Raw genomic sequence first — 7,357 nt, forward strand, 5'->3', positions numbered from 1 at the left:
CGGGCAGAAGGTGTGGACGTCGATGGCCCAGCACGCGCAGATGGCCATCCTGGTCGCCCGCACCGACCCGACGGTGCCCAAACACGCCGGCCTGACCTACTTCCTGTGTGACATGACCCAGCCCGGTGTCGAGGTCCGCCCGCTGCGCCAGATCACCGGCGAGGCGGAGTTCAACGAGGTGTTCCTCACCGACGTGCGAGTGCCCGACGCCAACCGGCTCGGCCCGGAGGGCGCGGGCTGGAAGGTCGCGACCACAACGCTGAACAACGAACGGGTCGCGATCGGTTCGCGCCCCGGCGTGCCGCGGGAGGGCGGGATCATCGGCAAGGTCACCGCGGCCTGGCGCGACGAGCCGGGGTTGCGCGATCCGGCCATGCACGACGAGCTGATGCGGCTGTGGGTCGACGCCGAGGTGCTCCGGCTGGCCGGTGAGCGGCTGGGACAACAGGCCCAGGCCGGTCAGCCCGGACCCGAGGGCGCCGGCATGAAGATCGCGTTCGCCCGCCTCGCGCAGGCCATCTCGGGTTTCGACATCGAGCTGCACGCCGAGGCCGGGTTGCGCTACGACGACTGGACCATGCGCAGAACCGAAGTCGTCGACCTCGTCGGGCGCGAGCCCGGCTACCGCTACCTGCGGGCGCGCGGCAACTCCATCGAGGGCGGAACCTCGGAGATCCTGCGCAACACCGTCGCCGAGCGAATCCTGGGCCTGCCCGGCGAACACCGCGTCGACAAGGACGTCGCCTGGAAGGACATCCCCCGATGAGCATCGGCGATTTGCTGTACTCCGACACCGAGGAAGCCCTGCGCGACAGCGTGCGCCAGCTGTTCGCCGACCGCTGCCCACCCGAGACGGTGGCCCGCGCCTACGATCCGGCGCCGCAGGACTTCTCGGCACTCTGGCGGACGCTGGCCGCCGACCTGGGCGTAGCCGGGCTGCTGGTGCCCGAGGCCCTCGGCGGCGCCGGCGCGAGCGCCCGCGAGGCCGCGGTCGTCATGGAGGAGATCGGCCGGGCCGTCGCGCCGGTGCCGTACCTGTCCAGCGCGGTCCTGGCCACTGTCGCGCTGCTGCGCGCCGGCGACACCGACACCGTGCCCGCGCTGGCGCGGGGGGAGCTCACCGCCGCGCTGGCCGTGCCGCTGTCCACCGCGCCGGGTGATCCGGTCACCGGCGTGAGCACCGGCGCCGACGGCCTGACCGGATCAGTCACCAGCGTCGCCGGTGCCGGTGAGGCCGACGTGCTGGTGGTGCCGGTCGCGGGCCGCGGCGGACTCGAGCTGCACACGGTCCCGTGTGCCGCTTCGGGCGTCGAGGTGTCACCGCTGGTGGCCCTGGACATGACCAGACCCCTTGCCGACTTGCGCTTTTCGGGCGCTGCCTCAGCTCCCGTCGGGGCGGCGGGTGCGGCCGTGACCGAGGCGCTCCGGACCGCCGCGGCGCTGCTGGCCTCCGAACAACTCGGGGTGGCGCAGTGGTGCTTCGACACCACGCTGGCCTATGCCAAGCAGCGCAAGCAGTTCGGCCGCGCGATCGGCTCCTACCAGGCCATCAAGCATCGGCTGGCCGACCTGTGGTTCGAGGTCGGATCCGCCACGGCCGCGGCCCGCTACGCCGCCGACACCTGCGCCCGCGGCGACGAGGACGCCGACATCGCCGCGGCGATCGCCCAGGCGTACTGCAGCGGAATCGCCGTCCACGCCGCCGAGGAGTGCGTGCAGTTGCACGGAGGCATCGGCATGACCTGGGAGTATCCGGCGCACCTGTATCTCAAGCGGGCCAAAAGCGATCAACTGGCGCTAGGTACCGCCTACCGCCACCGAGCGCGCCTGGCCGCACTGGTCGATCTGCCGTCCGGCTGACCAAGTGTTCCATGGCCCCGCTGTTGACCCAGAGTTCCTCGGTGCGGTCGTGGAAGACGTTCAGGGTGACGGTGTCGTCGCAGCGTTGCATGGCCGACTCGCTCATGTCCGCCCACACCGAGTGACCCTCCTTGTGGCGCAACCCGATCAGCCGATCGCTGTCGGTTCGCTTGCGCGGCACCCAGCCGTCGTCGGACGGCAGACCGTAGAAGATGTCGTCGAATGTCATCGACAAGAGTTCGTCGTAGGCGTAGCCCACCATGTCGCAGAACGGGTTGTTGACGAACAGTATGGTTCCCACGCCGTCGACCGCGAGGGCCGGCGTGGGCAGCCGCTCCAGGGCGACCAGCGCGGGCATTTCGTGCAGTGCCTCGATGGGCAGTTGGTCAGGTGGCGACGGGCGTCTGCGCTCGACACAACGACTGTCGACAGCTGTGGACTGGATCAAAACCACGAAATACCCCCCCGGGTGATCAATTCCGCCCCACCCCCCACGCGGTGGAGCCCGTAACGCGCTCATGCTAACGACAGCAAATGCTAGATCATGCCCACGCGTACGTCCATTTGTGATTGTCAATCTTAGCCAGATCCCGAAAAGTTCGGGTTAACAGCCAATTAAAACTGCCTGTTAACGATGGCGGCGATTGTTTGCCACGAGCAGTTTCCATCGAAGGTGCGCGAAATCATCTTCCAACTCAGCAAACTTTGAATTCGCGATCCCCGATCAAACCTGCGTCGCTCAACTCAGCATCGTCACCCCCCGGCCACGTCGGGGAATTACCCACCGGGCGCTAACTTAAACAGTGCGAATCCCACAAATCTGGGATGTTGCGGGTGTCGGGTCCGCCACACGAGTGGGTTACCTTCGCCCCAGCGTCGAGCCGAAGAGGTCCGCCATCGCCGCCCAGTGCCGCTCGTCGGCGCCGGCGTCGTACGGGGGGTTGTCCGGGACCGCGAAGCCGTGCGCCGCCGGGTAGAACTCGATCGCGTGCGGCACACCTGCCGCCGTCAGTGCCTTGTCGAGCTGTTCGGCATGACCGGGCGTGAAGGACGCGTCGTTCTCGGCCGCGCCGACGTACACCGTGGCCCGCATCCGGTCGGCCGACAGGTGCGGGCTGTCCGCCGTGTCGGTGACCAGGCCGCCGCCGTGGAACGACGCCGCGGCCGCGACACGCTCGGGAAGGCGGCCCGCCACGATCACCGAGGCACGCCCGCCCATGCAGTAGCCGCACACGCCGAACCGGTCGCCGGACACCTCGGGGCGTCCCGCCAGGTAGTCGAAGAAGGCGCCGGCGTCGTCGGCCGTCTTGTCCGGGGTGACGCTGCCGATCATCGAGAACAACCGCCGACGCTCCTTAGCATCGGCGAACACGGTGGCCATGTCGAACGGGGCCCAGTCGCCGCTGCGGTAGTACACGTCGGGGAGCAGCACGGCGTAGCCGTATCCGGCCAGCTTGGCGGCCATCCCGTCGAAGGTGTCGCGCACCCCGCCGGCGTCGGTGTACATGACCACGCCCGGCCACGGGCCATCCCGCTCGGGGGTGAAGAGCTTGACACCGCAGACGCCGTCGGCGGTGGTGATGGTATCGGTGATTTTCGGCATGGCTTTCGTTGTACTCCCCGCGATCGCAGCCGGGTTTGTCGGCGTCGACCGGCTAAGCTGACCGCGTGCCGATACCGACGCCCTACGAGGACCTGCTGCGCCTGGTGCTCGAGCGGGGCGCGGCCAAATCCGATCGCACCGGCACCGGCACCCGCAGCCTGTTCGGCCAGCAGTTGCGCTACGACCTGTCTGCCGGATTCCCGCTGCTGACCACCAAGAAGGTGCACTTCAAGTCGGTGGTCTACGAACTGCTGTGGTTCCTGCGCGGCGACTCCAACGTCGGCTGGCTGCAGGAGCACGGGGTCACCATCTGGGACGAATGGGCCGACGGCGCAGGCGATCTGGGCCCGGTCTACGGCGTGCAGTGGCGATCGTGGCCCACGCCGTCCGGCGAGCACATCGACCAGATCAGCGCCGCGCTGGACTTGCTGCGCACCGACCCGGACTCCCGGCGGATCATCGTGTCGGCCTGGAACGTCGGCGACATCCCCCGGATGGCGCTGCCCCCGTGTCACGCGTTCTTCCAGTTCTACGTCGCCGGCGGGCGGCTGAGCTGCCAGCTCTACCAGCGCAGCGCCGACCTGTTCCTCGGCGTGCCGTTCAACATCGCCAGCTACGCGTTGCTCACCCACATGATGGCCGCCCAGGCCGGCCTGTCGGTCGGCGAGTTCGTGTGGACGGGCGGTGACTGCCACATCTACGACAACCACGTCGAGCAGGTGCGGCTGCAGCTGACCCGCGAGCCCCGACCGTACCCGGAACTGGTTCTGGCGCAGCGTGATTCGATCTTCGACTATGCCTACGAGGATGTCGTCGTGCGCAATTACGATCCCCACCCGGCGATCAAGGCCCCCGTCGCGGTATGACGGTCGGCCTGGTCTGGGCGCAGGCGACGTCCGGCGTGATCGGCCGCGGCGGCGACATCCCGTGGCGGGTGCCCGAAGACCTGACCCGGTTCAAGGAGCTGACCACGGGACGCACCGTGGTGATGGGTCGGCGCACGTGGGAGTCGTTGCCGGCCGGCGTCCGGCCGCTGCCGGGCCGCAAAAACGTCGTCCTGTCCCGCCAGGCCGGCTTCACCGCCGACGGGGCCGAGGTGGTGGGTTCGCTCGAGGAGGCCTTCGCCGGTTGCGGCACGGAGCCCGAGACCTGGGTCATCGGCGGCGGGCAGATCTACCGGCTCGCGTTGCCGCACGCCGCCCGCTGCGAGGTCACCGAGGTCGACGTCGACCTGCCGCTCGCCGACGACGACGCGCTGGCCCCGGTGCTCGACGCCACCTGGCACGGCGAGACGGGCGAGTGGCGGGTCAGCCGGACCGGGCTGCGCTACCGGTTTCGCAGCTACCGTCGAGGGTGAGTGCACGTGCCCGCGCCGGCGGCACGACCTGACATACTCGACCTCGGGGGGTCGGTGTCATCGGGTCTATTCGGGCGTTCCCAGGAGGGGGGAATTGACAGTGATAACCGAACCCGCGAAGGAGTTCTCGCGCAAGTTCAGGGGTTACGACCCGGCCGCGGTCGACGCCCACATCGAGGTCCTGACCACCAAACAGCAGCTGTTGCGAGACGACGTCGAGAGCCTGCGGGCCCGGCTGGAGGAATCCGGCGACGAGGTCGCCGCGCTGCGCAAGGAGGTCGCCGTCCTCACCGACAACTCACCGGCGCCGCATGCGGTGCAACAGCGCATGGCCACGATGCTGCGGCGCGCGGTCGACGACGTTTCCGAGATGCGGGCCGAGGCGGGCGCCGAGGCGGAGGCTCTGATCGCGGCGGCCCGGGCCGAGGCCGAGGACGAGCAGCGCAAGCACGAGGCGCTGTTGACCGAGATGGCCGGACAGTTGAAGGCCCTGGAAGCCGAGTATGCCGAGACCAAGGACAAGCTCGACGCCGAGCTGGCCGGGATGCGCGCCGAGACCCAGACGGCGATCGAGCAGGCGTGGCAGGACGCCCAGCGGGAGCGCGAGCAACTCCTCGCCGACGCGAAGCAGGAGGCCGATCACTACCGTGAACAGGCCCGCCGGGCGGTGGACGAGGCGAGTCGGCAACGGATCGAGGTCCTCGAGCAGCTGATGGCCGTGTACCGCGAGCTGGAGGAGGTGCCCGACGCTCTCGAGTCGGCGTACCGGGAGCGAAAGGATGCGGCGGGCCCGCGACCGGAAACGAACGGCGAGGCGGCCGCGGAGCAGAAAGTCGGCACTGGGTAGGCCCGCGGCGGCCCGGAAACAGCCGGAAACGGCCGGACGGGGCGGTATTCTCGGCGCCGTGCCGATCCCGCGTCGAAGGCCGACCGCAGCGCAAGCCCGGCGGACAGCCGTTGCGGCTCAAGGATTTAGCGCTCCCGGCTCGACGAGCAAGATCACCGCCGCGCAGCTGAAGCGGCTGATGTCGCGCATCCAGGTGCTGCAACTGGACTCGGTGTCGGTGGCGGTGCGCGCCCACTACGCGCCGGTGTTCAGCCGGCTCGGGCCCTACGACCGCGACCTGTTGGATCGCGTCGCGTGGGGCCCGCGTTCGTCGCGGTTGCTGGCCGAGTACTGGGCGCACGAAGCCGCACTCATGGCGGTCGAGGACTGGCCGCTGCTGCGCTGGCGGATGCGCCAGTACTCCCACGGCCGTTGGCGCACCCACATCGTCAAAGACAACCCGCAACTGGTCGACGACGTCGTCGCGGCCGTCGCCGCATTGGGCCCCAGCACCGCCGGGCAGATCGAGGCGTACCTGGCCGCCGAACCGCGGCCCAGGAAGGGCGCCTGGTGGAACCGCAGCGACGCCAAGTGGGTCGCCGAGGCGCTGTTCGCCTCCGGTGTGTTCACCACCGCCACCCGGGTCGGTTTCGCCCGCCACTACGACCTGGTGGAAAGGGTGTTGCCGGCCGAGGTGCTCTCCCGCGAGGTCGACGATGGCGAGGCGCTCCGCGAACTCACCCTGCGGGCCGCCACCGCGCTGGGCGTGGGCACCGAGGCCGACATTCGCGACTACTTCCGCCTGTCGGCGGCCCAGGTCAAGCCCGCCCTGGCGGCCCTGCTGGCCGCCGGGGAGATCGAACCGGTGCAGGTCGACGGCTGGTCGGCGCCGGCGTACCTGCGGTCCGGGCAGGCCGTGCCTCGCTCCGACACCGGCACCGCGCTGCTGTGCCCGTTCGACCCGTTGATCTTCTTCCGGCCCCGGGTCGAGCGCTTGTTCGATTTCCATTACCGCGTCGAGATCTACACCCCGCCCGCAAAGCGCAAGTTCGGCTACTACGTGTGGCCGCTGCTGCTGGACGGCCGACTGGCCGCGCGGGTCGACCTCAAGGCCGACCGCGCGGCCGGCACGCTGCGCGTCGTCGGCGCGTTCGCCGAGCCGGACGTGTCCAGGGCGCGGGTGGCCGCGGCGCTGGCCGGGGAACTGGAGTCGATGGCCTCGTGGCTCGGGTTGGGCGGGTTCAGCGTCGCCCGGCGCGGTGACCTGGCCGGAGAGCTCCGCCGGCGATGAACGAACTCGAGGCCACGCCTGTCGGCGGCGGTCGACGCGCGGGCATGCCGGAAATGCCTGGCGGACAAGGCGACACCCGACGACATGCGCCGGCTCGGTGAGCCGGTGCGGTTGCTGCACGGCACGCGGACTCGGCGGCGGGCACGGTCGTACTTCGCGGGCAGGTCCGCCTCGCGCGGCGGGCCGGGACGCCGGGGCGGGCGACAGGCTCTAAGGTGAGCGCCGTGGCCGAGATCGCGCCGCTGCGCGTGCAACTGATCGCCAGGACCGACTTCCTGGCCCCCCCGGATGTGCCCTGGAGCACCGACGCCGACGGGGGCTCGGCGCTGGTCGAGTTCGCCGGCCGCGCCTGCTACCAGAGCTGGTCGAAGCCCAACCCGAAGACCGCGACCAACGCCGGCTACATCAAGCACATCATCG

General features: G+C 69.9%; 8 protein-coding genes and 1 pseudogene. 7 read left to right on the top strand and 2 right to left on the bottom strand.

Going from position 1 to position 7,357, the window contains the following annotated elements:
- Both AC2VOR_RS12935 and AC2VOR_RS12940 read left to right on the top strand, forming a co-directional pair.
- The coding region (locus AC2VOR_RS12935; protein ID WP_486963907.1) for an acyl-CoA dehydrogenase family protein at nucleotides 1–766 on the top strand (766 nt) is incomplete at its 5' end.
- Nucleotides 763–1,860, top strand: coding sequence for an acyl-CoA dehydrogenase family protein (locus tag AC2VOR_RS12940; protein WP_369739433.1), 1,098 nt, complete (start codon nucleotides 763–765; stop codon nucleotides 1,858–1,860). The genes AC2VOR_RS12935 and AC2VOR_RS12940, both read left to right, overlap by 4 nt.
- On the opposite strand, the gene AC2VOR_RS12945 is transcribed toward AC2VOR_RS12940, so the two are convergent.
- Complete coding sequence (locus AC2VOR_RS12945) at nucleotides 1,769–2,218, bottom strand: PAS domain S-box protein (protein WP_369739432.1); 450 nt, start codon at nucleotides 2,216–2,218, stop codon at nucleotides 1,769–1,771. The two genes, AC2VOR_RS12940 and AC2VOR_RS12945, sit on opposite strands and share 92 nt — an antisense overlap.
- Nucleotides 2,219–2,719: 501 nt before the next feature.
- The gene (locus tag AC2VOR_RS12950; protein ID WP_369739431.1) at nucleotides 2,720–3,463 is read right to left on the bottom strand and encodes a dienelactone hydrolase family protein; all 744 of its coding nucleotides are present in this window, start codon (nucleotides 3,461–3,463) and stop codon (nucleotides 2,720–2,722) included.
- Nucleotides 3,464–3,528: 65 nt separating this feature from the next.
- Here AC2VOR_RS12950 and AC2VOR_RS12955 point away from each other — a divergent pair, with 65 nt between their 5' ends.
- The 5 genes and pseudogenes from AC2VOR_RS12955 to thyX all read left to right on the top strand — a co-directional run.
- Nucleotides 3,529–4,329, top strand: coding sequence for a thymidylate synthase (locus AC2VOR_RS12955; protein WP_369739430.1), 801 nt, complete (start codon nucleotides 3,529–3,531; stop codon nucleotides 4,327–4,329).
- On the top strand, nucleotides 4,326–4,820 hold the full coding sequence (locus tag AC2VOR_RS12960; RefSeq protein WP_369739429.1) for a dihydrofolate reductase: 495 nt from the start codon (nucleotides 4,326–4,328) through the stop codon (nucleotides 4,818–4,820). The genes AC2VOR_RS12955 and AC2VOR_RS12960 overlap by 4 nt, the downstream gene beginning before the upstream one ends.
- Nucleotides 4,821–4,920: 100 nt before the next feature.
- Nucleotides 4,921–5,667: a DivIVA domain-containing protein gene (locus AC2VOR_RS12965; RefSeq protein ID WP_369741666.1), complete on the top strand. Its 747-nt coding sequence runs from the start codon at nucleotides 4,921–4,923 to the stop codon at nucleotides 5,665–5,667.
- Between the two features lie 64 nt (nucleotides 5,668–5,731).
- Entirely contained in the window at nucleotides 5,732–6,937 is a 1,206-nt protein-coding gene (locus tag AC2VOR_RS12970; protein ID WP_486963908.1) for a winged helix-turn-helix domain-containing protein, read from the top strand.
- Between the two features lie 224 nt (nucleotides 6,938–7,161).
- Nucleotides 7,162–7,357, top strand: a pseudogene (gene thyX, locus AC2VOR_RS12975) (FAD-dependent thymidylate synthase); the annotation flags it as partial.

It is taken from the genome of Mycobacterium sp. TH-M103 (assembly GCF_057473785.1).